This is a genomic window from Klebsiella sp. C283, assembly GCF_048822555.1.
Classification (GTDB): domain Bacteria; phylum Pseudomonadota; class Gammaproteobacteria; order Enterobacterales; family Enterobacteriaceae; genus Klebsiella; species Klebsiella quasipneumoniae.
The window spans coordinates 44,206-67,365 of sequence record NZ_JBMEZS010000011.1 but is presented as its reverse complement, the minus strand read 5'-3'; the positions used below and the strand labels follow the sequence as shown (position 1 = coordinate 67,365).

General features: G+C 60.6%; 22 protein-coding genes. 7 read left to right on the top strand and 15 right to left on the bottom strand.

The window, feature by feature from the left end; genetic code table 11:
• Position 1: 1 nt before the first annotated feature.
• Positions 2 to 655 (bottom strand): type VI secretion system protein TssL, short form, encoded by a 654-nt coding sequence (tssL, locus tag ACOI7Z_RS21100; protein WP_420702438.1) that lies wholly within the window; start codon positions 653 to 655, stop codon positions 2 to 4.
• On the bottom strand, positions 652 to 1,992 hold the full coding sequence (gene tssK, locus ACOI7Z_RS21095; protein WP_087848634.1) for a type VI secretion system baseplate subunit TssK: 1,341 nt from the start codon (positions 1,990 to 1,992) through the stop codon (positions 652 to 654). Before tssK ends, tssL begins: the two co-directional genes overlap by 4 nt.
• A gap of 601 nt (positions 1,993 to 2,593) precedes the next feature.
• Here tssK and ACOI7Z_RS21090 point away from each other — a divergent pair.
• A complete protein-coding gene (locus ACOI7Z_RS21090) occupies positions 2,594 to 2,923 on the top strand; it encodes a gamma-glutamylcyclotransferase family protein (RefSeq protein WP_023290172.1) in 330 nt (109 codons plus the stop codon).
• A 115-nt stretch (positions 2,924 to 3,038) separates the two neighbouring features.
• Positions 3,039 to 3,578, top strand: a complete 540-nt coding sequence (locus ACOI7Z_RS21085; RefSeq protein WP_023290173.1) for a DUF2058 domain-containing protein — start codon at positions 3,039 to 3,041, stop codon at positions 3,576 to 3,578.
• 24 nt (positions 3,579 to 3,602) lie between these two features.
• Here the strand turns inward: ACOI7Z_RS21085 and ACOI7Z_RS21080 are convergent, their stop codons facing one another.
• On the bottom strand, positions 3,603 to 4,301 hold the full coding sequence (locus ACOI7Z_RS21080; protein ID WP_087848633.1) for an RluA family pseudouridine synthase: 699 nt from the start codon (positions 4,299 to 4,301) through the stop codon (positions 3,603 to 3,605).
• Positions 4,302 to 4,492: 191 nt separating this feature from the next.
• Here ACOI7Z_RS21080 and ACOI7Z_RS21075 point away from each other — a divergent pair, with 191 nt between their 5' ends.
• Together ACOI7Z_RS21075 and ACOI7Z_RS21070 are read left to right on the top strand one after the other, a co-directional pair.
• On the top strand, positions 4,493 to 4,975 hold the full coding sequence (locus tag ACOI7Z_RS21075; protein ID WP_032453327.1) for a cold-shock protein: 483 nt from the start codon (positions 4,493 to 4,495) through the stop codon (positions 4,973 to 4,975).
• A gap of 114 nt (positions 4,976 to 5,089) precedes the next feature.
• Positions 5,090 to 5,989, top strand: a complete 900-nt coding sequence (locus tag ACOI7Z_RS21070) for a LysR family transcriptional regulator (protein ID WP_044523908.1) — start codon at positions 5,090 to 5,092, stop codon at positions 5,987 to 5,989.
• Here the strand turns inward: ACOI7Z_RS21070 and ACOI7Z_RS21065 are convergent.
• The 3 genes from ACOI7Z_RS21065 to ACOI7Z_RS21055 form a co-directional block, all read right to left on the bottom strand.
• The gene (locus ACOI7Z_RS21065; protein WP_170927801.1) at positions 5,964 to 6,773 is read right to left on the bottom strand and encodes a substrate-binding domain-containing protein; all 810 of its coding nucleotides are present in this window, start codon (positions 6,771 to 6,773) and stop codon (positions 5,964 to 5,966) included. The two genes, ACOI7Z_RS21070 and ACOI7Z_RS21065, sit on opposite strands and share 26 nt — an antisense overlap.
• A gap of 11 nt (positions 6,774 to 6,784) precedes the next feature.
• Positions 6,785 to 8,080 (bottom strand): MFS transporter, encoded by a 1,296-nt coding sequence (locus ACOI7Z_RS21060; RefSeq protein ID WP_044523912.1) that lies wholly within the window; start codon positions 8,078 to 8,080, stop codon positions 6,785 to 6,787.
• Positions 8,081 to 8,413: 333 nt separating this feature from the next.
• The gene (locus ACOI7Z_RS21055) at positions 8,414 to 9,346 is read right to left on the bottom strand and encodes a LysR family transcriptional regulator (protein ID WP_044523914.1); all 933 of its coding nucleotides are present in this window, start codon (positions 9,344 to 9,346) and stop codon (positions 8,414 to 8,416) included.
• Between the two features lie 99 nt (positions 9,347 to 9,445).
• Here ACOI7Z_RS21055 and ACOI7Z_RS21050 point away from each other — a divergent pair, with 99 nt between their 5' ends.
• Entirely contained in the window at positions 9,446 to 9,922 is a 477-nt protein-coding gene (locus ACOI7Z_RS21050; protein WP_004203250.1) for a GNAT family N-acetyltransferase, read from the top strand.
• 49 nt (positions 9,923 to 9,971) lie between these two features.
• On the opposite strand, the gene pckA is transcribed toward ACOI7Z_RS21050, so the two are convergent.
• Positions 9,972 to 11,615: a phosphoenolpyruvate carboxykinase (ATP) gene (pckA, locus tag ACOI7Z_RS21045; protein WP_023290179.1), complete on the bottom strand. Its 1,644-nt coding sequence runs from the start codon at positions 11,613 to 11,615 to the stop codon at positions 9,972 to 9,974.
• Between the two features lie 283 nt (positions 11,616 to 11,898).
• Between pckA and ACOI7Z_RS21040 the strand changes: the two genes are divergently transcribed.
• Positions 11,899 to 12,792, top strand: a complete 894-nt coding sequence (locus ACOI7Z_RS21040; protein ID WP_023290180.1) for a LysR substrate-binding domain-containing protein — start codon at positions 11,899 to 11,901, stop codon at positions 12,790 to 12,792.
• Positions 12,793 to 12,797: 5 nt separating this feature from the next.
• Here ACOI7Z_RS21040 and ACOI7Z_RS21035 read toward each other — a convergent pair whose 3' ends face one another.
• From ACOI7Z_RS21035 to ACOI7Z_RS21015, 5 genes are all read right to left on the bottom strand, one after another.
• Positions 12,798 to 13,517, bottom strand: coding sequence for an ABC transporter ATP-binding protein (locus tag ACOI7Z_RS21035; RefSeq protein ID WP_023290181.1), 720 nt, complete (start codon positions 13,515 to 13,517; stop codon positions 12,798 to 12,800).
• On the bottom strand, positions 13,514 to 14,389 hold the full coding sequence (locus ACOI7Z_RS21030; RefSeq protein ID WP_072420770.1) for an ABC transporter ATP-binding protein: 876 nt from the start codon (positions 14,387 to 14,389) through the stop codon (positions 13,514 to 13,516). The genes ACOI7Z_RS21035 and ACOI7Z_RS21030 overlap by 4 nt, the downstream gene beginning before the upstream one ends.
• Positions 14,386 to 15,672 carry a high-affinity branched-chain amino acid ABC transporter permease LivM gene (gene livM / locus ACOI7Z_RS21025; RefSeq protein WP_072420769.1) on the bottom strand — a complete coding sequence of 429 codons (1,287 nt, stop codon included), beginning with the start codon at positions 15,670 to 15,672 and terminating at the stop codon, positions 14,386 to 14,388. The genes ACOI7Z_RS21030 and livM overlap by 4 nt, the downstream gene beginning before the upstream one ends.
• 9 nt (positions 15,673 to 15,681) lie before the next feature.
• Positions 15,682 to 16,596 (bottom strand): ABC transporter permease subunit, encoded by a 915-nt coding sequence (locus ACOI7Z_RS21020; protein WP_023290184.1) that lies wholly within the window; start codon positions 16,594 to 16,596, stop codon positions 15,682 to 15,684.
• 109 nt (positions 16,597 to 16,705) lie between these two features.
• On the bottom strand, positions 16,706 to 17,764 hold the full coding sequence (locus ACOI7Z_RS21015; RefSeq protein WP_075206763.1) for a branched-chain amino acid ABC transporter substrate-binding protein: 1,059 nt from the start codon (positions 17,762 to 17,764) through the stop codon (positions 16,706 to 16,708).
• A 289-nt stretch (positions 17,765 to 18,053) separates the two neighbouring features.
• On the opposite strand from ACOI7Z_RS21015, the gene ACOI7Z_RS21010 reads away from it, so the two are divergent.
• On the top strand, positions 18,054 to 18,200 hold the full coding sequence (locus ACOI7Z_RS21010) for a hypothetical protein (protein WP_004225356.1): 147 nt from the start codon (positions 18,054 to 18,056) through the stop codon (positions 18,198 to 18,200).
• A 51-nt stretch (positions 18,201 to 18,251) separates the two neighbouring features.
• Here ACOI7Z_RS21010 and pflB read toward each other — a convergent pair whose 3' ends face one another.
• Genes pflB through tdcC form a run of 3 tightly spaced genes read right to left on the bottom strand, consistent with a single transcriptional unit; the run spans position 18,252 to position 23,143 of the window.
• Entirely contained in the window at positions 18,252 to 20,546 is a 2,295-nt protein-coding gene (gene pflB / locus ACOI7Z_RS21005; protein WP_087848631.1) for a formate C-acetyltransferase, read from the bottom strand.
• A 29-nt stretch (positions 20,547 to 20,575) separates the two neighbouring features.
• Positions 20,576 to 21,784 carry a propionate kinase gene (gene tdcD / locus ACOI7Z_RS21000; RefSeq protein WP_087848630.1) on the bottom strand — a complete coding sequence of 403 codons (1,209 nt, stop codon included), beginning with the start codon at positions 21,782 to 21,784 and terminating at the stop codon, positions 20,576 to 20,578.
• A gap of 27 nt (positions 21,785 to 21,811) precedes the next feature.
• Positions 21,812 to 23,143 carry a threonine/serine transporter TdcC gene (gene tdcC, locus ACOI7Z_RS20995; protein WP_087848629.1) on the bottom strand — a complete coding sequence of 444 codons (1,332 nt, stop codon included), beginning with the start codon at positions 23,141 to 23,143 and terminating at the stop codon, positions 21,812 to 21,814.
• Positions 23,144 to 23,160: the final 17 nt, after the last annotated feature.

The window sequence follows — 23,160 nt, the reverse complement described above, 5'->3', positions numbered from 1 at the left end:
CTTATCCCTGCCCTGCTATCTGCGCCACCATCTGTGACAGCATGGAGGAGAAGGTCAACCACAGCGCGGCCAGCGCCACAATGCCAGCCGCCCAGCCGCACCAGTACATCCGCCGTCCGCTGCGCAGCCGGGAGGCACGAACCACCACCGGCGCCTCCTGGGTTATGCTGAACGGCGGAACCCGCGCGCCAAGCGCATGCGCTACATCCTCACGCCGTTCGTCATCCTGGGCGCGGTACTCTCCGACAAACCCCAGCTGCAAAGTACGAAAGAAGCAGGTCAGCACTGCCGCATCCGCCGTGGGCTCTCGCAGCAGCTGGCGGATCCGTTCCCAGAGCTCTTCCCCGGCGTTGAGGGTGCTGAAAAAACGCGCCTGCAGCGGATCCTTGCGCCACCTGCGGTAGCCATCATCCTGACTGGCGCGGTTGAGGACGCTCTCATCGAGCAGCGCGCAGTAGGCATAGAGCATCTGCTCAGCGCTGGTGTCACTGATTCCTGCCGCCGCCAGCGCCTCGCGCGCCTCGGTCACCCATCGACAGGCCTGACGATAGAGCGCCTCGCCATCGGTCACCGGCTGGCCGCAGCGTAACTGGCTGACCATCAGCCAGCCCGGGTAAAAGGTTTTGTTGATCAGATCGCTTTCAGAGATATTCATGAGCGCAGTACCGCAAAGAGTTCAAGTTTCACGTCGCCAAGCGATTCCGGGGTATAGAAGGTGCAGTTGCCAGCCTCCAGCATCGCGCGGGCGGCATCCGTGGAGAGATCCAGAGCGAAATATTGGTTTTCCAGACGTAGCGGAATGGCCGCCGGCACGTGGCTCAGCGGTTTGATCGCGATGCCGCTGAGGGCAATGTTGACGACCTCGGCGACATCATCATGGCTACCCGCCTTACAGAGCTGCGGAAAGCGGCTCTGAAGCTGATGAGGGGGAAGTGAAGAACGCACTGACAGATAAAAATCCGCCCCCTCGCGCAGCCGTGCATCGTGCAGCCTCCCCCGCCAGATCTCCCGGTCAGCACCCTGCTCCAGCGCGATGGCGATCACCCTTGAGGGCAAGCTGACTTCGAGCAGCGTATCCAACAGGGCAAACAGCGGTGGGAATACCTGCTCCGGCGAGGCATGCCGGTAGCGGGGGATCGCGTCCAGATGATGTTCAAGAGAGAAGGTCAGCAGACTGCCGGCCAGCCTGGCCAGTTCACGATAGAGCAGCTCCGGATGGCGCGAAGGGTCCTGATGCAGCTCGCTGAGCACCGGCTCGGCGCTGTTCAGTGCGTTGAGCAGCCAGAACAGGGAAACATCCGCCACGGCAAAATCAGCCATCCGCGCATTGCTTTCACGGCGCATGGCCATGAGGCGTCTGCGTCGGGCCTGCAGGCGATGTAGCAGCTCGCCAAGCTCGCTGACCAGCGTCGGGCTTGCGGCCAGCGACAGCAGCGGCGGGATGAATTTCGGGTCAAAGATCCACTGCCCCTGGGCGTCGCGTACCAGACGCGCTACCGGGCAGGTTAGGAAGGCTGCGTTTTCTTCGATGGAGAGACGCAGCGTCAGCGTGTGCCGCAGGACGGCCAGCTCGCTGCGTTCATGGCCTGCCAGCTCCTGCACGGTCACCTGCTCGGCGCGCCAGCGGCGCGGGCGGGCGCTTTCCTGGCCGTCATCAAGATTGCCGCCGCTGGCGCTGAGCAGCGGCAGAGCGAGCAGAACCTCCACGTTGTCCTGCATCACGTCCGATACATCGCGGACCGGTGGCAAAATATCCGCCAGCTCGGTGTCAATCAGCGCGCCGTCGGCGAAACGCACGATCAGCCGGGTGGCGTTGAGCCGGGAAAGGGTGAGCGCGCTGGCGTCAAACTCCGCGCGCAATATCCCCCAGGGGTGGGCGAGCGCCATGCGGGAGACCGTATCGGCGACGTGCGCGTCCCAGCGGGCCTGTTGCTGAAACTGCTGCGGAACCAGAAAAGCCCCATCGCGCCATAATGGGCGGAAAATCTTCATCGCACCTCCTGTGCCTTTCACTTTCATCTGTCTGCAGACAGGACCAAATGCCCGGTGGGATATCCTTCATATACCTTGCGTTCGCCTCAGCCCCTGCATTTGCTCTGGCCTGTTCCTCACTAGCGGTTTTTCTCCCGAACGTCGTTCGTCTCGATTGATTGCCTGCCGCTTCAAGGAAAGGAAATATCTCCCCTGCCCGCGAGAATTTCGAAATCAGATGGTATTTTTTGTTCAAGGGAGGTTTATCTTAAAGTGAAATAGCCAGGGGAGGTAACGCCTGGCCCTAAATAATATCTGAATTCAACCCAAGGAAGTTTTATAATTCCTCTTCATTCCATTCACGCAGCTTATTCCATAAGCTGTCCATTTATTATTTCGCTATTAAATATTATTTATATTCACCTGCAAATAATAAAAAAAACTCAACACTAAAATTGTCACTGCAGTAAATATGCCACCGACAGCGCCGGCGCCTGAATCTCCCCCGGCATCAGAGAGATGCCTGACCCCCATCCGGCCATTGCCAGGCGCTGAATTACCCCGTATTTTGGTTTTCCGCTCCGCTGGGGGCGGGTATCAGGGCGAACGAGAGAGAGAGAAAATGAAACCGCTATTTGTCTATGGGACGCTCTGTCCCGGTCGCAGCAATGCGCATATTCTGGAGGCGATCGGGGGCGAGTGGCGTCCGGGCTACGTTACCGGTACCTTTTACGCGCGCGGCTGGGGCGCAGCCGCTGATTTTCCGGGGATCGTCCTTGACGCCAACGGCCCGCGGGTCAACGGCTATCTGTTCCTGTCCGACCGGCTGGCGGCGCACTGGCCCATGCTGGACGACTTTGAGGAGGGGTACGATCGGGTGTCGGTGGAGGTGACTACCGACGATGGACAGCAGGTCAGCGCCTGGATTTATCAGCTCCAGCCCCGGGAGTAATCCCCGGCCAGTCTCGCGCTACCGGGCACAGCGGCCCAGTACGTCCGCGGGTCTGGCGTCGTTTCCGCCAATGCAGGTATACTTGCCAGATGTTTCCTCAGCTTCAGATACGCAAATGACAAAACTTACCTTACAAGAGCAGATGCTCAAAGCCGGCCTGGTCAGCAGCAAAAAAATGGCCAAAGTCCAGAGAACGGCGAAAAAATCCCGCGTGCAGGCCCGTGAGGCCCGGGAAGCGGTGGAAGAGAATAAAAAAGCCCAGCTGGAGCGCGATAAACAGCTCAGCGAGCAGCAAAAGCAGGCGGTGCTGGCGAAAGAGTATAAAGCTCAGGTCAAGCAGCTGATTGAGATGAACCGCATTACGGTCGCCCGGGGCGATATCGGCTTTAACTTTACCGATAATAATCTGATTAAAAAAATCATGGTCGACAAGACCACCCAAACCCAGCTGATTAACGGTCGCCTGGCGATTGCCCGCCTGGCGGTGGATAACAAACCTGAAGGGGAATATGCAATTATTCCGGCGATTGTGGCTGAGAAAATTGCCCAGCGCGATGCCAGCAGCATCGTGTTGCACAGCGCCCTGAGTCAGGATGAGCAGGATGAAGACGATCCGTACGCCGACTTTAAGGTGCCCGACGACCTGATGTGGTGATCGCGGGCTTCCGGCGGCAGGCTATCAGAACGAGCTTGCCTGCTGGATATGCATCGGCTTGCGGCTGACGGGGTGGCGAAAACGCAGTTCGCTGGCGTGCAGCATCAGCCGCGGAGCCTGTTCCGTGCCCGGCAATACCCGGCCGCCATACAGATCGCAGCCAAGGAGCGGATAGCCCAGCAGCTGACAGTGGATCCGCAGCTGATGGGTGCGCCCGGTCTCCGGGGTGAGCGCCACCCTCGTCAGCGCCAACGCCCTCTCCCCTTCCCGCGTCTGGTACATACGGTCAATTACCCGGTAGCGCGAACGCGCCGGTTTGCCGTGCCGGGCGCAGATCGACATGCGCGGGAAACGGGCCGGGTCTTTGGCGATCGCCGCCTCCACTATCCCTTTATCTTCCGGCAGATGGCCGCACAGCAGCGCCGTATAGACCTTACCCACCGTGCGCTGACTGAACTGCTGGCACAGCGCGGCGTTAATCACCTTGTTGCGGGCGACCACCATCAGACCGGAAGTGCCGAAATCAAGGCGGTGTACCAGGGTGCAGCCCGGAAAGCGCTGGACCAGTCGATGATGCACGGAGTCGAGGTTGCGCGGATCTTTGCCTGACAGACTCAGCAGCCCGGCAGGTTTATTGATCAGCAGCAGGTGTTCGTCCTGATACAGGAGGGTTATCTGCTCGCGGCACGGCGGAGCGACAAAGGTATCGATAATGGTGGACATCAGACGGCCCGAAGAAGGAGTGGCCGGCGATAGTAACCCATTTTGCCCGCCGGTACGACGCTGGCGCACGATCCGCCCTCGCGGCGGCGTCATTTATCACCCACACTTATCGCAAAGGCATGGTCTGCGCAGGCAATGTGCTTTACACTGCGCGCTGCAAAATTTGAGTTAACCAACGAGTAAGAACGGTAATGGCGATGAACGGAACAATCACAACGTGGTTTAAAGATAAAGGTTTTGGATTTATCAAAGATGAAAACGGCGAAAACCGGTATTTTCATGTGATTAAGGTCGCCAATCCCGATCTCATCAAGAAAGACGCGGCGGTAACTTTTGAACCTACCACCAACAATAAAGGGCTGTCGGCCTACGCGGTGAAGGTCATTCCGGAAAGCAAATATATCTATATCGCCGGCGAGCGGCTGAAGCTGACCTCCATCAAGTCCTATGTGGTTTACCGGGAAGAAGAGCCGGTCGAGACCCGCGTGGATAAAGAAAACGCGGTGCTGTCGGTCGGGCTGCTGATGAACAGCATCCGGCCAAAATCCGCGGTGCAGCCGGGAGAGATGCGCTCGGTGAAAAAGCTGGCGATCACCACCTTTCAGGGGACAACCCTGATCTTCTCGGAAGACGAAATCGATATCGATGCCACGGTAAAACTGCTCAAGGTATGACGACCCGGCGTGCGGTCAGCCGCGCGCCCAGTCACCTGCCGAGCCGATTTTCGTCGCCATCGCCCCTCACCGGACGGGGCGAGGCGCCAGACAGCCGATAAGGATGCCGCCGCCATGCCCGTAAATTTTGACTTCAACGACCTCTATGCCTTTCGCGCCCTGATGGAGTATGGCAGCTTTCGGCTGGCCGCAGAATCCATTTGCCTGTCGCAGTCAGCCCTCAGCCGCCGCATCGAAAAGCTGGAAACCGCGTTAGGCAACCGGCTGTTCGAGCGCACCACCCGCCGCGTGACCCTTACGCTGTATGGACAGAATTTTGCCGAACGTTCGGAGCAGCTGCTGGCCCACGTCGAGACGGTGCTGGCGGATATCAGCCAGGTCAGCAAGGCGCGTACCGGGCTGGTGACAGTGGCGACGGTACCTTCCGCCGCCTACTACTTTATGCCGGAAATCATCCGCAGCTTTCAGGCGCGCTTTCCCCAGGTGCGTATCCGGCTAATCGACAGCAGCGCCGGGAATGTCATCGAGGCGGTGAGCAGCGGACAGGCTGACTTTGGCCTCTGCTTTGCCAAAAACCTGCCGGCCAGCATCGAATTCACCCCGCTGGCCGACGACCGCTATGTCGCCGCCTGTCGGCACGACCATCCGCTGGCGAGCAGGACGCACCTCAGCTGGCAGGCATACTTTGAACAGGATTATATTGGCCTCGATCGGGTCTCCGGCAACCGGACGCTGCTCGACAGGGAGCTGGCGCATCTGACGCCGGCGCGGCCAAGCATTTGCGAAACCCGCCACGTCACCACGATGCTGGGGATGGTGGAAGCGGGCATCGGCATTGCCGCCGTGCCCGCGATGTCGATGCCCGCCGGGGAGCATTCCGTTCTCCGCGCCGTACCGCTTACCGACCCGGTGGTCACCCGTACGGTAGGTCTGATCCGCCTCAGCGGCCGTATTCAGTCCTACGTGGCGGCAGAGCTGGAGAAGCTGATTATTGAACAGTATCCTTCTGGCTGACCGGCGCGGCGGCAGCTACGCTTCGCATACCGGTGGCGTGGATGGTCTCCTGCGCCGCCGGTGAGGCCAGATACGTCAGCAGCGCCTTTCCTTCCTGCGGGTGGTCGGCGCTGACGGTCACCGCCCCGGCAAAGCGGGTGATGTACTGCAGGTTATCCGGCAGTTCGCCGACAACGGTCACGCCGGGCACCGGCAGCAGTTCGCTCACCTGCTGAAAACCGATCGCATACCGTCCCTTCGCCACTTCCGAGGCCACCGGAATACGCTCCACCATCTGCGCTTTGCTCTGCATCGCCTCATCAATGCCCAGGCGGTGGAACAGCGTCGAGCTGACATAGCGTCCGCTGGCGCTGTCGGAGTACGCGACCGACGGCGCAGCCATCAGCGCCGCCCGCAGCTGGTCTGCGCTGCGGATAGCCGGCAGCGGCGCTCCCGCTTTCACCACCACGCCGATGGGCGAGTCGGCCAGCTCCCGGCGTGAATCCGGTTGCGTACGGCCCGCTTTCTCGAGGCTGGTCAGCGCGTCGCCGACCATAATCACCACGTCCGCGTGTTCGCCCCGCGCCAGGCGGTTAGGGATCGCCTGCGGCGTTTTTCCCATCGACGGCCCGGGGATCACCACGAGGTGGTTGCCGCTTTGTTTTTCCCATGCCGGGGCCAGCTTTTCCAGCGCCGCTTTGAAGCCGCCGGAGATCATCACGGTGACCTCAGCGGACAGCGCGCTGCCGCCGGTGGCGGCCAGCAGCAGCGTGGCCAGCAGGGTTCCTGTCGTTTTACGCATCATCATCTCCCTGATTAACGTGCCGTCTGCAGCGTAACGGCGCTGCGGCGATAGAGGTAGCAAGTGGCCAGCAGGCCGCAGACGGCGGCAAAGCTCATCCAGTAGCCTGGGGAAGCTTTATCACCGGTATATTCAATCAGCGCCGTGGAAATCACCGGCGTGAAGCCGCCAAACACTGCGGTCGCCAGGCTATAGGCCAGCGAGAAGCCTGCCACGCGCACTTCGGCGGGCATAATTTCGGTCAGCGCCGGGATCATCGCCCCGTTGTACATGCCGTAGATAAAGGACAACCACAGCAGCACGCTCAGCATCATCAAAAAGCTCGGCGCGTTCGCCAGCATGGTCAGCGCAGGCCACGCGGTAGCCAGCGCCAGCAGGGTCATGGCAATCAGCACCGGCCGGCGGCCAAAGCGGTCGGACAGCGCCCCGCCCACCGGCAGCCAGAAGAAGTTGGAAATCGCCACCAGCAGCGTGACCAGCAGGCTGTCCGAGGCGCTGAGCATCAGCACTTTTTTGCCAAAGGTCGGCGCATAGACGGTGATCAGATAGAACGCGGTGGTGGTCATCGCCACCATCATCATCCCGGCGATGACCACCTGCCAGTTCGCCAGCAGGGTGGCGAATACCTGGCGCATCGCCAGATGATGGCGGCGGGCAGTAAACTCCTGGGTCTCCTCCAGCTTACGGCGCAGCACAAAAATGAACGGGACGATCAGGCAGCCGAAAAGGAACGGAATACGCCAGCCCCAGTCGCTGATGGCGCTCTGCTCCAGCACGGCGTTGAGGGCAAAGCCCATCGCGGCCGCCACCATAATGGCGACCTGCTGGCTGCCCGACTGCCAGCTGGTGTAAAACCCTTTGCGGCCCGGGGTGGCGATCTCGGCCAGATAGACGGATACCCCGCCCAGCTCAGCGCCGGCGGAGAAGCCCTGCAGCAGGCGGCCGATCAGCACCAGCAGCGGCGCCCACAGGCCAATGGCCTGGTAAGAGGGGATCAGCACGATCAGGAAGGTGCCGGTGGCCATGATCGACAGAGTCACAATCAGCCCTTTACGCCGCCCTACCTTGTCGATATAGGCGCCAAGCACGATGGCGCCGATGGGCCGCATCAGAAAGCCGGCGCCAAAGACCGCGAAGGTCATCATCAGCGAGGCGAATTCACTGCTCGCCGGAAAAAAGGTATGTGCGATGTAGGTGGCATAAAACCCGAACAGGAAAAAGTCGAACTGTTCGAGAAAGTTACCGGACGTGACGCGCAGAATGGCGCCGAGCCGGTCACGGGTACTCATCAGTGAGGTTGTCGAATGCATGCAGGTCTCCAGTTTGTTATCCACGCGTTGTCGCGCGCCTGTTGCTGAAGACTGAAACAGAACCGGGAATGAAATAAGCGTAATAAACGCATCCATTGATGCAATTTACGCATAAATAACATTTAACTAATTAACATTACTTTTATATACAATCATTTAACACTCTCTACGCCATCAGCGTCGGCGGCAGGGATGAAAAGGTGAGTTTTCCGTTTTGTGACCGAGGCCAGGGTACGCCACTGCGCCCCGGGCGCCAGGCGGTAAAAGACATACCCGGCCCGGCAGGGTTAACGCGACGCCGAGCGGCGAGATGTGAATAATCCGGACGTGACCTCAGGGCGCCGGCGCCGCGGCGGCGTTCCCCAGCGTCTGCAACAGGGAGATCAGCCAGCGGGTGGCCTCGCGTTTCCCGCTGCGTTTGTGGGCGTAAATCTTGACGTCAAACGGGGGAACCGGAAACGGCAGCGGGAAAATGGTCAGCCTGGCGGCGCGAGCCATCGTCTCCGCCGCCCGCCGGGGCAGCGCCATCAGCAGATCGCTCTGCTCAATAATAAAGGGAGCGCTCAGCATCGAGGGCGTTTTCACCGCCACCTGCCGCGAATAGCCCTGCCGCTCCAGCTCACAGTCCAGCACCCCCTGCCGCTCATTCCACGGGGTCACCACCAGATGACGGGCCGCAAGGTAGGCGTCCAGGGTGAGCGCCGTTCGGTCGGCCTGGCTGATAACCACATATTCGTCCCGCAGCCAGTTAATCTCCTCGAGATCGGGATGAGCTGGCTCGTCAGGGGTATTGAACCCGAGAGCCAGATCGACCTCCCCCGCCAGCAGCTCGGTCAGCGCCGGGCTGTGGGGCAGATAACGGAGCTCAAACCGCAGCCCGGGCGCCTCACGCTGCAGGTGGTGCATCAGCGTCGGAAAGACGCAGAACGCGGTGAAATCAGTGATCGCAATCTGCATGCAGTCGGTGCTGGCGGCCGGCACAAACGCCGCCGGCGGCGTCAGCTCCTGATTGAGAAATTTCAGCGCCGAAGCGATAGAGGGCGCCAGCTGGCTGGCATAGACGCTGGGGCACATCCGGTGACCTTCCCGATAGAACAGCGGGTCGTTGAGGGCGCTGCGCAGCCGGGAGAGCGCATGGCTCAGCGCCGAGGTGCTCATTGCCAGCTCTTCTGCCGCCAGGCGCACCGAGCGGGAGCGATAGACCGCGTCAAAGACTGGCAGCAGGTTGAGGTCGATACGGCGCAGGACAGGATGCATAATATTCATCGTTTGCTGATTTCATTGCACTTAATTCTTTTCACAATACCGCTTATGCTCTGGGTCAGCAATTTTGCTTTCCTTCATACCATTCAGACAGGACGACCCATGAGCATCACGATCCGCCAGGCCACCCCGGACGACGCCACCGCTATTTATGACATGATTTATGAACTCGCGGTCTACGAGAAAGCCCCCGAAGAGGTGGTGACGACGGCAGAGGAGATCAGAGAGACGCTGTTTGCCAGCAGCAGCAAAACCGAGGCGCTGATCTGCGAGGTGGCGGGCAAAGCGGTGGGCTACGCCGTGTTCTTCACCAGCTACTCCACCTGGCTTGGCCGTAACGGCATCTATATGGAGGATCTGTACGTAACCCCCGACTATCGCGGGATCGGCGCCGGAAAAGCGCTGCTGAAAACCATCGCGCAATATGCAGTACAGCGTCAGTGCGGGCGTCTGGAGTGGAGCGTGCTCGACTGGAACCAGCCGGCGATTGATTTCTATCTGAGCATTGGCGCGCAGCCGCAGGATGAGTGGGTGCGTTATCGCCTCACTGGCGATGCGCTGCGTGCCTTTGCGGAGTAAAGCGGCTCGCCAGCAGGTCGGCGCCAGGCGTCGACCTGCTGGCCGCGGATCAGGCTTCGACCGCGCTATTCTGCAGCTGCGGACCGGCCAGCGCCAGACGCGCGCCCGCTTCGGTATCGCTGTACTGCTTAAAGTTATCCATAAACAGCTGAGCCAGACTCTCCGCCTTCTCCTGCCACTTATCCGCTGAGCTCCAGCCATTACGCGGATCCAGCACTGCGCTGTCGACGCCCGGAATGCTCTGCGGGATCGCAAGATTGAACACCGGGATCGCTTCATCGCGCAGCGGGCCGGTGGTGCCATTGAGGATCGCGCTGATGATGCTGCGGGTATCGCGCAGCGACAGGCGTTTGCCCTCGCCGTTCCAGCCGGTGTTGACCAGCCAGGCTTCCGCACCGGATTCCGCCATCTTCGCCGCCAGTACGCTGGCGTACTGGGTCGGGTGAAGCAGCAGGAACGCCGCGCCGTAGCAGGCGGAGAAGGTCGGCGTCGGCTGGGTAATGCCGCGCTCGGTGCCCGCCAGCTTCGAGGTGAAGCCCGACAGGAAATGGTACTGCATCTGCTCGGTGGTCAGACGGGAGACCGGCGGCAGGACGCCAAACGCGTCTGCGGCAAGGAAAATCACCTTCGACGGATGGCCCGCCCGGGACACCGGCTTGACGATATTGTCGATATGCGACAGCGGATAGGAGACGCGGGTGTTCTCGGTTTTGCTGCCGTCGGCGTAATCCACGCTGCCGTCGGCGCGCACCACCACGTTTTCCAGCAGCGCATTGCGGCGGATGGCGCCATAAATCTCCGGCTCCGCCTGCGGGTCGAGATTGATGGTCTTGGCGTAGCAGCCGCCTTCGAAGTTAAACACCCCATCATCGTCCCAGCCGTGCTCGTCATCGCCAATCAGTTGACGATGCGGATCGGTGGACAGCGTGGTTTTGCCGGTACCGGAGAGGCCGAAGAACAGCGCGACGTCCCCTGCTTCGCCGCGGTTGGCCGAGCAGTGCATCGACGCGATGCCTTTCTGCGGCAGCAGGTAGTTCATGACCGAGAACAGCCCTTTTTTCATTTCGCCGCCGTACCAGGTGCCGCCGATGAGCTGAATACGCTCGCTCAGGTTAAAGGCGACGAAGTTCTCGGAGTTCATGCCCTGCGCCTGCCAGTTAGCATTGGTGCAGCCGGCGCCGTTGAGCACCACGAAGTCCGGAGTAAAGCTGGCCAGCTCGTCGGCGCTCGGCACGATAAACATGTTTTTGACAAAGTGGGCCTGCCACGCCACCTCGGTGACGAAGCGCACGCCAAGGCGGGTGTCCGGGCTGGCGCCGCACCAGGCGTCGATGATGTACAGTTTTTTGCCGCTCAGCTGGCCTGCGACCAGGCTTTTCAGGCTGCGCCACACTTCTGGCGATAACGGCTTATTGTCATTGCGGCCGAGGCCGGAGTCAGCCCACCATACGGTGTCGCGCGTCTGCTCGTCTCTGACGATATATTTATCGCGCGGCGAGCGGCCGGTGAAGATGCCGGTATCCACTGCCACAGCGCCAGAGTCGGTCATTACGCCGCGGGCCGCGCCGGTCAGCTCAGGAGCGGTTTCATGTGCAATAAGCAAATCGTAATCAGGGTTGTAAAACAATTCGCCGCTTGCATTAATCCCCAGCTCCTGCAGAGCCATTTTTACTGATTCAATTTGTTGTGACATGGAACTCCTGACAAACTATTTAAGGTAAGAGGCCTGGGTTATTCATTGCTTTCGTCATCGTCGCCAGCTATTTAATAAGATAAATCCTGGGCAATGAAATAAAGCAATAAATAACCGTGAGTCGCGATTTCATATCGTGCTCATGTAGGGTCGCCGATACGCATTCTTAAATCTCAACTTTCCAAAAAATGTTAACACCTGTCGATAATTATGTTAATTGCATAGTTTCTATGCGCTATGCTAAAATTGCATAGCCTTTATTGCGTTTTTGAGGACTGGATCGGTGTTGGCAAATCTGGAAGTTAAATGGCTGTATGATGTGATTGCTCTCGAGGAGTCACGCAGCTTTACCCTGGCGGCCAAAGCCCGCAATATCTCCCAGTCCTCGTTCAGCCGACGCATTCAGTCGCTGGAGGCTTCCCTCGGATTCAGCATCTTCGACCGCAGCGCCAACCCCCTGCAGTTGACCAACCGCGGGAAAATTTTTGTCGGCTACGCGCGAAATATGCTCGACGACATGGATTTTCAGATCAGCCGAATTAAAGGTTTAAATAACACCACGCAAAAAATAAGAATCGACGCCGCCCCTTCGCTGTCGGTGTTATTGCTGCCGGAAATTATCGCCGGTTACACCGACCGTAAAAATAAGACTTTTCATGTTGAATCGATTAACGTCAACGACGCCGTATTTAACCTGAAAGAGGGTAAAAGCGATTTTATCCTCTCCTTCTATAATGAAGAATTAATGAACTATCCGTTTATTAATCATAAAATTTTTGATTCTTACCTGCATCTGGTCTCCCCCTGCGACGAACATGGCCGGCCGCTGTTTCATTTACATCGCGGCGTGCTGCCGCTGATGAAATACGCCAACGACAGCTATATGGGGCGCCAGGTGAACCAGGTCATCGACCGCACGCCAGAGATCACCTTCTCCCTCACCTTTGTCTCTTCCATGAGCGAGCTGCTCAAGCGCATGATCCTCAATGGCGACGGCGTGGGCTGGCTGCCGCAGTACTCCATTCAGCGCGAGCTGGACGAAGGCCGACTGACGATCCTCGATGAGAGCCTGTCGCTGCCGATCGGTGCCTGGCTCTACCGCTCCGGCTCGCGGCTTAACCAGGCCGCCGAACGTTTCTGGCAGCACATTAAAACCCGTAACCAACCGCGGGATTAACCCTCTCAGCCGCTGATCCCCAGATACGCCTTACGCACCTCCGGGTCGTTGAGCAGCGCCTGGCCGCTACCGCTCAGGCGGATCTGGCCGTTCACCATCACGTAGGCGCGGTCCGACAGGTTGAGGGCATGGCGGGCGTTCTGCTCCACCAGAAACAGCGTCATCCCCTGGGCCGTTAGCTCGCGCAGGATCTGAAATATCTGCTTCACCACCAGCGGCGCCAGTCCCAGGCTCGGCTCATCCAGCAGCAGCAGGCGCGGCCGGCTCATCAGCGCCCTGGCGATGGCCAGCATCTGCTGTTCGCCGCCGGAGAGGGTCATCGCCCGCTGTCCCCGCCGCTCTTCCAGCCGGGGGAACAGCTGGTACATCCGGGCCTTGTCCTCGGCCTGATAGCGGTTGCCAATGGCAATGGTCCCCATCAGCAGATTCTCCTCGACGGTCATATCGGGAAAGATGCGCCGCCCTTCCGGGGCCTGGGCGATGCCGTTGCTGGCGATAAAGTGGGTCGATTTCCGGCTGATCGCCTCCCCGCGATAGAAAATCTCCCCGCCGGCAATACGCGGCTGCCCGAAGACCGACATCAACAGCGTCGATTTACCCGCGCCGTTGGCGCCGATCAGCGCCACCGTCTCCCCCTCGTTGACGGTCAGGGAGACCTGCTTCAGGGCCTGGATCGGCCCGTAGAAGACATCCACCTCATCAAAGGCAAGCAGTGGCTGGCTCATCGGCGCGTCTCCTCTTCCTCAGCGCCAAGATAGGCGGCAATCACGCTGGCGTTGGCCTGAATCGCCTGCGGCGCGCCACGGGCGATGACGTCCCCGTGATCGAGGACGATGATATGATCCGAAATCTCCATCACCATCCCCATATCATGTTCGATCAATAGCACCGTGATGCCGTGCTGCTGGCGCAGAAAGCGGATGATCCGGCTCAGCGCCTGGGTTTCGACCGGGTTGAGTCCGGCCGCCGGCTCGTCCAGACAGATCATCTCCGGACGGGTGCACATGGCGCGGGCGATCTCCAGCCGCCGCTGCTGTCCGTAGGAAAGCGTTCCCGCCAGACGGTTGGCGCAGTCCACCATCTCCACCACCTCCAGCCAGTAAAACGCGCGATCCAGCGCCTGACTTTCCGCCTGCCGATAGCTGCGGGTGTTGAGGATCCCGGCCAGCAGATGGCGGTTGACCTGGGTATGCTGGGCCACCAGCAGGTTCTCAATCACCGACATCTCGCGGAACAGGCGAATATTCTGGAAGGTGCGGGCCAGACCGGCGCGGTTCACCAGATGGGTGCCGCCGAACATCTTGTAATAGATCCGCCGCCCCAGCTGCGCCGGGTGGAGGAAATCGTCCGGGTGAAGCTTTTGCCCCAGCACCTGAATGACATCGGTGACCTTTTCCCGCGCCCGTAGCACGATACTCCCCCCCGTCGCCCGGTAAAAGCCGGTCAGGCAGTTAAATACCGTGGTTTTGCCCGCGCCGTTGGGGCCGATCAGGGCGGTGATCGACCCCCGCTCCACCTCCAGATTGACGTCATTCAGCGCTTTGATGCCGCCGAAATGCATCATCAGATGCTCAACGCGTAAGATGCTGTCGCTCATGGCGCGACTCCTTTTCGCAACGCGACCCCGCTGCGGCTGGTGCGCACCAGGCCGCGCGGCCGCCAGATCATCATCAGCACCATCAGCACGCCAAACAGCAGCACGCGATATTCGTCAAACCCGCGCAGCAGCTCCGGGGTGACCGTCAGGACAAACGCCGCCAGCACCACCCCAAGGGTGGAGCCCATTCCCCCCAGCACCACAATCGCCAGGATCAGCGCCGACTCAAAAAAGGTGAACGACGTCGGATTAACAAATCCCTGATAGCTGGCGAAGAACACTCCGGCGATGCCGGCGGTCGACGCGCCGAGCATGAACGCCGAGAGCTTAACCAGCACATGGTTGAGCCCCATCGCCCGACAGGCGATCTCATCCTCGCGCAGCGCCTCCCAGGCGCGGCCGATGGGCATCCGCGTCAGGCGATGCTTCACCAGCAGCACCAGTATCACCACCATGCACAGCACGGCGTAGAGGAAGATGAATTTCAGGTTGGGGTTGTAACTGACGTGGAAGAATTCATGGATAGGGATACCGCCATCCTTTGCCCGGCGGGTAAATTCGAGGCCAAACAGCGTCGGGGACGGCACCGGGACGCCGTTGGGGCCGCCGGTGAAGCTCACCCAGTTGTTAAGCACCAGGCGAATGATTTCGCCAAAGCCGAGGGTGACGATGGCCAGATAGTCGCCGTGCATGCGCAGCACCGGAAAGCCCAGCAACGCCCCGGCGAGGGCCGCCATCACCGCCCCCAGCGGCAGCATCGCCCAGAAGCCGAGGCCCAGGTACTGGTAGCCCAGCGCCAGGCCGTAGGCACCGATAGCATAGAACGCCACATAGCCCAGATCGAGCAGCCCCGCGAGACCCACCACGATATTCAGCCCCAAACCGAGCAGGACGTAGATCAGCCCGAGGATCGCCACGGTCAGCAGGTATTTGCTGGCGAGAAACGGAAAGGCGATAGCCAGGCCCACCAGCAACGGCATTATCCAGCGCAGCCGCGAGCGGTAGCCCGGGGGCCGAACGTACACCCCGTCATCCGCCCCCTCAAAGCGGGCAACCAAGGCCTTGCCCCGCCGGCTCTGCAGCAGCAGGCTGAGCGCCAGTCTGCCGGCCATCACCACCGCCACCAGGATCGCCACCCGCACGGGCGCGAGGGTAAAGCCATAGCCTTTGAGCACCACGCCGACGATCGGGCCAAAGACAATTAACGCGCAAAGACCGGCCAGCACGCTGTCGATCAGCGCGCTTTTGATATCCCGCGCAGGCTGGCGCGTCAGTTCACCCATAGAGCCCCCTCAGACCTTGGCCACCAGCGGACGACCCAGCAGCCCCTGCGGGCGAAAAATCAGGATCGCCACCAGCAGCGCAAAGGAAAAAACGTCTTTGTAATCCGAATTCACCATTCCGGCGAACTGCGCCTCGGCCACCCCGAGCAGCAGTCCGCCCAGCATCGCGCCAGGCAGCGAGCCAATCCCGCCCAACACCGCGGCGGTGAAGGCTTTGATGCCGATAATAAATCCGATGTAGAAGTCGAAGGTGCCGTAGTTCATGGTCACCAGCACCCCGGCCAGGCCGGCCATCGCCGCGCCGATGACAAACACCAGGGAGATCACCCGGTCGGTATTGATGCCGAGGATCGCCGCCATGCGCCGGTCCTGCTGGGTGGCGCGGCAGATGCGCCCCAGCCGGGTGTACTGGATAATCCAGGTCAGGATCAGCATCCCCACCAGCGCGGCGACGAGAATAAACACCTTGGTCCAGGTGATCTGCACTACCCCATCGCCCACCGTCATACGCAGCGCGCCGCTGAGCAGCGTCGGGATCCCCTGCTGGTTTGGCCCCTGGCTCAGCTGAACATAGTTCTGCAGGATCAGCGACATTCCAATAGCCGAGATCAGCGGCGCCAGGCGCGTCGAGTTGCGCAGCGGCCGGTAGGCGATGCGCTCGATCGCCCAACCGTACACGCCGGTGACCACAATGGTGAATACCAGGGTGGCGAAAATCAGCAGCGGAAACGAATGGATCCCGAAGAAGGAGAGCAGCGCCAGGCCGATGGCGCACAGGTAGGCGGAGACCATATACACCTCGCCGTGGGCGAAGTTGATCATGCCGATGATCCCATACACCATGGTGTAGCCGATGGCGATTAAGCCGTACACCGCGCCCAGCGTCAGCCCATTGATCAGTTGTTGCAGAAAAAACGCCGTCATAGCCCCTCCAGCCGCCAGGCCGACGGCCGCCGGGATCGGTACCCGGTCGACCGCCGTCGTGAGACGATTAGCCAATCAAAACAACGGATAGTTCCTGGGTGGTCGCCGATCAGAGCTGGTGATATTTGCCCTTGTCGTCCCACTGATAGACCACATAGTCCGACACCTTGAGGTCGCCTTTGCCATCCCAGCCTTTTTTGCCCATCACCGTCTCGACGTCGTGGCTCTTCAGCCAGTCGCTGGCTTTGGCGTTATCGGTGCCGACGGCGTTCCAGGCGGCGGCGATAGCCTGAATGGAGGCGTAGGCGTAGAGGGTATAGCCTTCCGGCTCAAAGCCGCTGGCGCGGAACTTCTCGATCACCGCTTTGCCTTCCGGGAGGGTGCGCGGGTCCTGACCAAAGGTCATCAGTACGCCGTTGGTGAACTGCGGCCCGCCGGCGGCAGTCACCAGCTCCTCGGTGACAATACAGTCGCCGGAGAAGAATTTCGCCTGCACTCCCTGCTCGCGCATCTGGCGCACCAGCGGGCCCGCCTCAGGGTGGCAGCCGCCAAAATAGACCACGTCCGGCTTGAGGGCGCCGATCTTGGTCACCAGGGCGTTAAAGTCTTTTTCACCGCGGGAGAGGCCTTCGTACAACACTTCTTTGGTGCCCCGCTTCGCCAGCGCCGCGCGGGTGGCATCGGCCAGCCCCTGGCCATAGGTGTCTTTATCGTGGATGACGGCAATTTTCTTCGCCTTCAGCACGTCCAGCATATAGTTGGCGGCAATCGCCCCCTGCTGATCGTCGCGGCCGCACATGCGGAAGAGATCCTTCATGCCGCGCTCGGTGATCTGCGGATTGGTGGAGCCGGGGGTAATGGTCAGAATCCCGGCTTCGTCATACACCTCGGAGGCCGGCATCGTTGAGGAAGAGCAAAAATGCCCCACCACGGCGGAGACTTTCGCTTCGTCCACCAGCCGGTTGGCCACCGCTACCGCCTGTTTCGGTTCGCACGCGTCATCCCCCTGCACCAGCACAATCTTTTCGCCTTTGATACCGCCGGCGGCATTGATATCAGCCACCGCCTGCGAGGCCCCCTTCCAGTACTGGGCGCCGTAGGTAGCGTTGGGGCCGGTGAAGGGCCCGGCGACGCCGATCTTCACGTCAGCCTGGGCGTAAAAGGCCATGCTCATACAACCTGCTATCACAACATGAAGCGTCATTGTTTTCAGTTTCAAAGACATTCGGATATTCCTCAGCGATTTAGAGCCTGGCGTCATGGAATGACGCAGAAAATATCACTTACCGTGTGGTACCGACGCAGGCGCAGCGCCAGGACGGCCAGGGTGGAAGAAGCAAAAATCCCGCCAGGTAGAGAAATCGCGCCGGAGAGCGGACGCCCCGGTCGGTGCGCACGCGACGACAACCCGTGCCGCATCCGGCAAGGGCGCATTCCCTTTCAGGTCAGGAGATCGGTTGCCATCACGTGGCGAGCCGGACAACGCGGTATCCGTACCGGCCCGTGAGCTAAACATAGATGCAGTTAGCGGTCGCTGCGCGCCAGCGTGGTGCAAAAATGCGAATATGATCAACAGTGGTGATTATTTTGTTGCGGTAATGTGAAGATGATAACAGGAGAGCCCGTTAAGGGCTCCCCTGTGGCCCGGCGGCCGCTCAGAGCTGGCTGGTGAACGTTCGCGAGATCACATCCTGCTGCTGCTCGCGGGTTAGCGCGTTAAAGCGGACCGCATAGCCGGAGACGCGGATCGTCAGATTCGGATACTGCTCCGGATGTTCTATCGCATCGAGCAGCTTTTCCCGGTTCAGTACATTGACGTTGAGGTGCTGTCCCCCCTCCACCGTCTCCTCGTGATGGAAGTAGCCGTCCAGCAGCCCCACCAGGTTGTTTTCCTGCGCCGACGGCGCTTTGCCGAGGGCCGCCGGCACGATGGAGAAGGTGTACGAGATGCCATCTTTGGCGTAGGTAAACGGCAGTTTCGCCACCGAGGTCAGCGACGCCACCGCCCCTTTGCGGTCGCGGCCATGCATCGGATTGGCCCCCGGGGCGAACGGCGTCCCCGCCCGACGTCCGTCCGGCGTATTGCCGGTTTTCTGCCCGTACACCACGTTGGAGGTAATGGTCAGGATCGACTGGGTCGGCACCGCCTGGCGCCAGGTGGGCAGCGCCTGAATTTTGCGCATAAAGCGCTCCACCAGGTCGCAGGCGATGGCATCGACGCGATCGTCGTTGTTGCCATATTGCGGATAATCCCCCTCAATGACAAAGTCCACCGCCAGCCCGTGATGGTCGCGCACCGGCTTCACCCGGGCGTACTTTATCGCCGACAGCGAATCCGCCGCCACCGACAGGCCGGCGATGCCGCAGGCCATCGTGCGGTAAACGTCACGGTCGTGCAGGGCCATCAGCACCGCTTCGTAACTGTACTTATCATGCATGCAGTGGATGATGTTCAGCGCGCTGATGTACTGCACCGCCAGCCAGTCCATAAAGTGGTCGAGGCTGGCCATCACGCTGTCGTAGTCCAGCACCTCATCGCGCAGCGGCGCGGTTTTCGGCCCCACCTGGATCTTCAGTTTCTCATCCACCCCGCCGTTAATCGCGTAGAGCAGCGTTTTGGCGAGATTGGCGCGGGCGCCGAAGAACTGCATCTGCTTGCCGATCACCATCGGGCTGACGCAGCAGGCGATGGCGTAGTCGTCGCTGTGAAAATCGCTGCGCATCAGATCGTCGTTCTCATACTGCAGCGACGAGGTGGCGATTGAGACCCGGGCGGCGTATTTTTTAAACGCCACCGGCAGCGCCTGCGACCAGAGCACGGTCAGGTTCGGCTCCGGCGCCGGACCCATGGTGTGCAGGGTATGCAGGTAACGGAAGGTGGTTTTACTGACCAGGGTGCGGCCATCCAGCCCCATACCGCCCAGGACTTCCGTCGCCCAGATGGGATCCCCGGAGAACAGCGAGTCAAATTCCGGGGTACGCAGGAAACGCACCATGCGGATCTTCATGATGAAGTGGTCAATCAGCTCCTGGGCCTGCTCCTCATTGAGTAAACCGGCGCGCAGATCGCGGTCAATATAGATGTCAAGGAAGGTGGCCGTGCGTCCCAGCGACATGGCGCCGCCGTTCTGCGACTTCACCGCCGCCAGGTAGGCGAAGTAGAGCCACTGCACCGCCTCCCGGGCGGTGCGCGCCGGGTGGGAGATATCGCAGCCGTAACGGGCCGCCATCTCCTGCATCTGCTGCAGCGCGCGCCGCTGTTCGGCCAGCTCTTCGCGCAGGCGCAGGGTGGCCTCCAGCGCCTCGCCGCGTTCAAGGGCCGGCTGCAGGTCGGCAAACTGCAGCTCACGTTCGCGGACCAGATAGCGAATGCCGTACAGCGCCACGCGGCGGTAATCGCCGATGATCCGTCCGCGACCGTAGCCGTCCGGTAGCCCGGTCAGCACCCCGGACTTACGGCAGCGCAGCATATCCGGGGAATAGACGTCAAATACGCCCTGATTGTGGGTCTTGCGCAGCGCCGTAAACTGATACTCAAAATCGGGGTCCATTTCGCGGCCATAGGCCTCGAAGGCGCTTTTGATCATATTGATCCCGCCAAAGGGATGCAGGGCGCGCTTCAGCGGCCGGTCCGTTTGCAGGCCGACGATCTTTTCCAGCGGCTGGTTGATATAGCCCGCCGCGTGGGCGGTGATGCTGGTGGCGACATTGGTGTCGAAATCCACCGGCGCATGGGTGGCGTTCTCGACGCGGATCCCGGCCATCACCTGCTCCCAGAGGGCGGTGGTGGCCGGCGTTGCGTCGGCGAGGAAGGACTCATCGCCCTCGTAAGGGGTGTAGTTATGCTGAATAAAGTCGCGAACGTTAATCTGCGTTTGCCACGCCGTACCGCGAAAGCCCTGCCAGGCGTCGGCGTATCGTGCGTCGTGGGTGTCGATATCTACTTTCATGAACATCGTCTCTCTACAGAATAAAAAAATCAGGCCAGCGCCGCCGCGGTGTGGATCCGGCCTAAGCGGATCGCATCGAGGGCAATCATGCGCTCTTCATTGGTGGGGATAACCGCACAGCGCACCCGGCTGCCGTCGGCGGAGATCAGGCGCTCGCCGGCCGAATTAGGCTGCTGGTTGCGGGCAGCGTCCATCTCAAGGCCAAAGACCGCCAGCCGCTCGCTCACCAGCCGACGGATCAGCACCGAGTTTTCGCCAATCCCGCCGGTGAAAATAATCCCGTCGAGACGCTGCAGCGCGGCGGCGTGGCCGGCGATATGGCGGGCGATGCGATGGACGAAGGTTTTGATCGCCAGGCGGGCGCGGGCATGGCCCTCATCCCAGGCCTGCTCCAGTACCCGCAGGTCAGAGGAAAGGCCGGAGATCCCCAGCAGGCCGGAAGCGGTGTTGGCCACCCGCTCCAGGTCGCTGAGGGTCTGCCGGGTTTCCGCGGCAATCCACGCCATGGCGCCGAAGTCGACATCGCCGCTGCGGGTGCCCATCATCAGCCCCTCCAGGGGCGTCATCCCCATCGAGGTGTCCACGCTGCGGCCGTTGTGCACCGCGCAGATCGAGGCGCCATTGCCCAGGTGGGCGATCACCAGGCCGCTCTCCTGCTCCGGCAACCCGAGCAGCGCCAGGGCGCGCCGGGAGACATAGCGGTGAGAGGTTCCGTGGAAGCCATAGCGGCGCACCCCGAGGTTCTGGTAATACTCCCACGGCAGGCCATAGAGAAAGGCTTCCGGGGCCAGGGTCTGGTGAAAGCTGGTATCAAAGACCGCCACCTGCATGACCCCCGGGAACAGCCGCTGCGCCGAGGCGATGCCGCTAAGGCTGGCGTAGTTATGCAGCGGGGCCAGGGACGATACCTGGCGAATATTGTCGATAACCTCCTCGCTGATAATGACCGACTCGGTGAAGAGGTCGCCGCCGTGGGCGACGCGGTGGCCAATCAGGGCCACGCTGTCGATAAGATCGCGTTGGGCTAATGCCCCGGCAATCGCCTGCAGGGCGCCTTCGTAGCCGCGCGGCGCCAGCGCCACCGGCTCGCCGCCGTTGAGCGAGAGAGACGCCTGGTCCGCGTTGATGCCCTCGGCTACGCCGTTGAGCAGGCAGTCGCAGCTGGCGGCGTCCAGCACGGAAAATTTGATCGACGACGAGCCGCAGTTGATCACCAGCACTACCGGAAATTCAGTCATGTTGTACTCCGCGTGGCCTGAGCCGGATTAGAACAGTTTGTAAACGATATTGAGGATGGTCAGCAGACCAATGGCGGTCACAAAGAGGTTATCGAGACGGCCACGGTATTTGGCCAGCGAAGGCGCTTTACGAATGGCGTACATCGGCAGCAGGCACAGCAGCGAGGCGATAATCGGCGCGCCCATGGCCTCAATCAGGTCGAGGATATTAGGGTTGGCATAGGCCACCACCCAGGTCGAACCCATGATGAACACCATGCTCAGGGTATTGAGCTTGCCGCTGGAGACCCGGGTTTTATCCCCTTTATAGCCGAAGCGCAGGATCAAACCGTTCAGCCCCTCGAGGGTGCCAAGATAGTGGCCGAAGAACGATTTGAAGATGGCCACCAGGGCGATGATCGACGCGCCATACTCCAGCAGGGTGGCAAAGGTGGATTTGGCGCCCGACATCGAGGCAAAGTGGTTCGCCAGATAGGAGAGCACCGGGATATTCTGCGCCTTGGCGTCCGCCATATTCTGCGGCGAGAGGGTAAACAGGCAGCTGAAGGCGAAGAACATCACCACCGCCACCATCAGCATGCTGGCCCGGGAGATGATCTGCGAGCATTTGTGTTCGGTATACTCCCGGCCAAACTGCGCTTCATACTCTTCGCGTTTGGAGACCACAAACGAGGAGACGATCGGCGAGAAGTTAAAGGAGAACACCATAATGGAGATGCCCAGCCACACTGTCACCAGAATGCCGTCGTGACCGGTTAAGGCGATATCGCTGAGGTTCACCTGATCAATCACCGCGCTATTCCAGTAAGGGATCAGAGACAGGGAGATCACCACCAGGCTGGCGATAAACGGCCACACCAGATAGCTCATCACCTTGACCATCAGGTCTTTGCCAAACCAGATGACAAACGCCATCAGCAGCAGCAGGAGCAGCGCCACCACTCCGCGGTTGAGGGCCGGCATCTGCAGCTGGTTCTCCCAGAAGGTCATGAAGGTATTGGTGATCGTCACGCCATAAATCCACAGCAGCGGGCAGATGGCGAAGAAGTACAGAAAGGTGATCACCACCCCGCCGGTTTTGCCAAAATGCTCTTCCACCGTTTCGGTGATATTGCCGGAGGGGTTAGCCCCCGACAGGCACAGCCGCGCCAGCGCCCGGTGGCAATAGAAGGCGATGGGATAGGCCAGCACCAGCATCACCAGGATCGGGATCAGCCCGCCGAAGCCGGCGCGGATGGGGAAAAACAGCACCCCGGCGCCGATGGCGGTGCCAAACAGGCCCAGGGTCCAGGTGGTGTCGGATTTACGCCAGGACAAAAGGCTTGTCTGGCTGGATGCAATGCTCTCAGTCGTACTCATATCCTGTCCTCACTTAT

Excerpts from the sequence above, each read along its gene's own strand:
- ACOI7Z_RS21050 (WP_004203250.1), top strand. The coding sequence starts at position 9,446 with ATGAGCATCACGATCCGCCAGGCCACCCCGGACGACGCCACCGCTATT.
- ACOI7Z_RS21030 (WP_072420770.1), bottom strand. The coding sequence starts at position 14,389 with ATGAGCGACAGCATCTTACGCGTTGAGCATCTGATGATGCATTTCGGC.
- ACOI7Z_RS21055 (WP_044523914.1), bottom strand. The coding sequence starts at position 9,346 with ATGAATATTATGCATCCTGTCCTGCGCCGTATCGACCTCAACCTGCTG.
- ACOI7Z_RS21070 (WP_044523908.1), top strand. The coding sequence starts at position 5,090 with ATGCCCGTAAATTTTGACTTCAACGACCTCTATGCCTTTCGCGCCCTG.
- ACOI7Z_RS21075 (WP_032453327.1), top strand. The coding sequence starts at position 4,493 with ATGGCGATGAACGGAACAATCACAACGTGGTTTAAAGATAAAGGTTTT.
- ACOI7Z_RS21035 (WP_023290181.1), bottom strand. The coding sequence starts at position 13,517 with ATGAGCCAGCCACTGCTTGCCTTTGATGAGGTGGATGTCTTCTACGGG.
- tssL (WP_420702438.1), bottom strand. The coding sequence starts at position 655 with ATGAATATCTCTGAAAGCGATCTGATCAACAAAACCTTTTACCCGGGC.
- ACOI7Z_RS21090 (WP_023290172.1), top strand. The coding sequence starts at position 2,594 with ATGAAACCGCTATTTGTCTATGGGACGCTCTGTCCCGGTCGCAGCAAT.
- tssK (WP_087848634.1), bottom strand. The coding sequence starts at position 1,992 with ATGAAGATTTTCCGCCCATTATGGCGCGATGGGGCTTTTCTGGTTCCG.
- ACOI7Z_RS21085 (WP_023290173.1), top strand. The coding sequence starts at position 3,039 with ATGACAAAACTTACCTTACAAGAGCAGATGCTCAAAGCCGGCCTGGTC.
- pckA (WP_023290179.1), bottom strand. The coding sequence starts at position 11,615 with ATGTCACAACAAATTGAATCAGTAAAAATGGCTCTGCAGGAGCTGGGG.
- ACOI7Z_RS21065 (WP_170927801.1), bottom strand. The coding sequence starts at position 6,773 with ATGATGCGTAAAACGACAGGAACCCTGCTGGCCACGCTGCTGCTGGCC.
- tdcD (WP_087848630.1), bottom strand. The coding sequence starts at position 21,784 with ATGACTGAATTTCCGGTAGTGCTGGTGATCAACTGCGGCTCGTCGTCG.
- pflB (WP_087848631.1), bottom strand. The coding sequence starts at position 20,546 with ATGAAAGTAGATATCGACACCCACGACGCACGATACGCCGACGCCTGG.
- livM (WP_072420769.1), bottom strand. The coding sequence starts at position 15,672 with ATGGGTGAACTGACGCGCCAGCCTGCGCGGGATATCAAAAGCGCGCTG.
- ACOI7Z_RS21020 (WP_023290184.1), bottom strand. The coding sequence starts at position 16,596 with ATGACGGCGTTTTTTCTGCAACAACTGATCAATGGGCTGACGCTGGGC.
- ACOI7Z_RS21015 (WP_075206763.1), bottom strand. The coding sequence starts at position 17,764 with ATGGCCTTTTACGCCCAGGCTGACGTGAAGATCGGCGTCGCCGGGCCC.
- tdcC (WP_087848629.1), bottom strand. The coding sequence starts at position 23,143 with ATGAGTACGACTGAGAGCATTGCATCCAGCCAGACAAGCCTTTTGTCC.
- ACOI7Z_RS21080 (WP_087848633.1), bottom strand. The coding sequence starts at position 4,301 with ATGTCCACCATTATCGATACCTTTGTCGCTCCGCCGTGCCGCGAGCAG.
- ACOI7Z_RS21060 (WP_044523912.1), bottom strand. The coding sequence starts at position 8,080 with ATGCATTCGACAACCTCACTGATGAGTACCCGTGACCGGCTCGGCGCC.